The sequence below is a fragment of the Kineococcus sp. TRM81007 genome (assembly GCF_022669155.1).
Lineage (GTDB): Bacteria > Actinomycetota > Actinomycetes > Actinomycetales > Kineococcaceae > Kineococcus.
In genome coordinates this window covers 1-2,234 of sequence record NZ_JALBVB010000048.1, presented here as the reverse complement: position 1 = coordinate 2,234, position 2,234 = coordinate 1, and the positions used below count along the sequence as shown (strand labels likewise).

Below are 2,234 nucleotides of genomic sequence, written 5' to 3'. Positions count from 1 at the left end.
GCGACCTCTGGGTTATGAGCCCAGCGAGCTACCGAGCTGCTCCACCCCGCGTCGATGAGACGACCTTACGTCACCGTGGACGCCGGGCCAAATCGAGGTGACGCCGCCGCCCCGATCGACCCGCCGGACCGCGCTCCCACCGGCGCCGGCCCCCTCGACGTCGGCGGGACGCGGTCGGGAGGGGCGTGAGCTACCGCGGCACCTCCAGCTCCGTGGCCGAGGACCGCCGGGCCACCACCGGCGAGACACCGCCCACGCGGTGGGCTCCCTCGAGCACGCCCGTCTGAGCACCGGCACCTGCTCGCCCCGGCTGGGGGCGGTGCGCTCGCGCCGCGTCGGCTGAGCGCACGATCACCAGCACCCACCCCGCACCTGTGAGCAGGAGGACGCGCGACCCGGACCGTCCAGGACCGGCGCCCACCCCGCGGGGTCGTCGACCGCACCACCAACCCGGCGGCGGGGCGCCTCGCCCGGTGCAGGGGCCACGGAGGGTGCCGGCACCGGGCCGTGCTGCACTCACCCGGTGCACCACGTGGTCGCAGGAGCCCTCATCGACGCAGGACGAGTCCTGCTGACCCGACGCAGCAGCACCCGAGCGGCCTACCCCGGTCGCTGGGCCCTGCCGGGTGGGCACGTCGAGGACGGTGAGTCCGAGGTTCAGGCGCTGCAGCGGGAGTTGTCGGAGGAACTGGGTGTCACCGTCACCGGGATCGGCCACCGACCGCTGGCCCGCTCGGACGTTCCTTCGCCCTCGCGAGGCGATGAGCTGCACCTGAGCACCTGGCGGGTGCTCGGCTGGCTGGGGACCCCCGTCAACCTGCGACCCGACGAGCACGACAGCCTCGCCTGGTGCACCCGCGGTGAGCTGGACGACCTCGCCTGGGCCCACCCTGAGCAGCACGAGGTGCTGCGGGCCCTGCTCGACCAGCTCCACCCGGCCGGCCGAGCACCGTGGGGATCGGAGGAACGCAGGTGACGGCGCAGCACCCACCGGTCGACGTCCACACCGAGGAAGGGGACGGCGATCGCGTCGCCACCGTCCTGCCCGGACGCGGGTACACCTGCGACGCCCCGTTGCTGCACCACCTGCGGCTGCTGCTGCACGCCGAGGGGTGGACCGTTCGCACCGTGCGCTGGGGCACCCCGCCCTCACCCGAGCAGCTGCACGAGCTCGCACCCGACCTGATCGGTGCGGTGCAGGCACCACGGCACCTGGTGGTGGCCAAGTCGCTGACCACCCGGCTGCTGCCCCTGGCCGTCGAACTGGACCTGCCGGGGATCTGGCTCACCCCGCTGCTGCGCGAGCCGGGAGTCCGCGCCGCCGCCACGAGAGCCGGCGTTCCGACCTTGCTCGTCGGGGGCTCCGCCGACCCCTGCTGGGACTCGGACGCCGCGACCCGATCAGGCCAGCAAGTCCTCGAGCTGCCGAGGGCGAACCACTCCCTGGAGGTGCCGGGAGACCTCGACGCCTCACTGCAGGCACTCCACACGGTCGTGGTCGGCGCGGCCCGCTTCCTCGACGCCCTGGGTTGAGAGGCGCCCTCACGGGGCGGACGTCGCGCTCTCGGCGATGGCCGCGCCGTCGCGCCGGGCTCACGCAGGTCCAGCTGGGGCAACGCGCCGGAGTGACCCAGAGCGTGATCAGCGCCTACGAGTCCGGACAGCGCCAACCCTCCCTGCCGGTGCTGCTGCACCTGCTGCGCGCCAGCGGCCACCTGCTCGACGCCTCGCTGATCGCCACCGACTCCCCGGCCACCGCCCCGCTGTCCGGCCCCCTGGGACAGCGCCTGCGCCGGCACCGGCGCAAGGTCAAGACGATCGCCGCGGCCCACGGCGTGCAGCACGTGCGCGTCTTCGGCAGCACCGCCCGCGGCAGCGAACGCGCTGACTCCGACGTCGATCTGCTCGTCGACCTACCGGCTGGGACGGGGCTGTTCGCCCTGGGACGTCTGCGCCGGGAACTGGAAGACCTCCTCAGGGCCCCCGTCGACCTGGTCCCCGAGGACGGACTCAGACCCGAGGTGCGCGCGAACGTCGAAGCGGACCTGCTGACCCTGTGAGCTCGGCGGCGACGAGGGCGGCGACGAGGGCGGCGACGAGGGCGGCGACGAGGGCGGCGACGACGACTGGGGCGATGGTGTTCGCGTGAGCCGGCACGCCCGCCAGCGCCTGCTGGACGTGCAAGCGGCCCTGGATGCCATCGACGCTCACACCCGTCGCGGCGACCTGCCCGA

General features: G+C 74.1%; 4 protein-coding genes. 3 read left to right on the top strand and 1 reads right to left on the bottom strand.

Going from position 1 to position 2,234, the window contains the following annotated elements; translation table 11 throughout:
- Positions 1-532 precede the first annotated feature (532 nt).
- The 3 genes from MN205_RS08750 to MN205_RS08740 are packed head-to-tail and all read left to right on the top strand — an operon-like array spanning position 533 to position 2,060.
- Positions 533-976 (top strand): NUDIX domain-containing protein, encoded by a 444-nt coding sequence (locus tag MN205_RS08750; protein ID WP_242126335.1) that lies wholly within the window; start codon positions 533-535, stop codon positions 974-976.
- A complete protein-coding gene (locus tag MN205_RS08745; RefSeq protein WP_242126333.1) occupies positions 973-1,533 on the top strand; it encodes a hypothetical protein in 561 nt (186 codons plus the stop codon). The genes MN205_RS08750 and MN205_RS08745 overlap by 4 nt, the downstream gene beginning before the upstream one ends.
- Positions 1,530-2,060 carry a nucleotidyltransferase domain-containing protein gene (locus MN205_RS08740; protein WP_255818545.1) on the top strand — a complete coding sequence of 177 codons (531 nt, stop codon included), beginning with the start codon at positions 1,530-1,532 and terminating at the stop codon, positions 2,058-2,060. Before MN205_RS08745 ends, MN205_RS08740 begins: the two co-directional genes overlap by 4 nt.
- Here MN205_RS08740 and MN205_RS08735 read toward each other — a convergent pair.
- Positions 2,011-2,234, bottom strand: a 224-nt coding sequence (locus tag MN205_RS08735) for a hypothetical protein (protein WP_242126329.1), incomplete at its 5' end; no start/stop codon positions are given. The genes MN205_RS08740 and MN205_RS08735 overlap by 50 nt on opposite strands.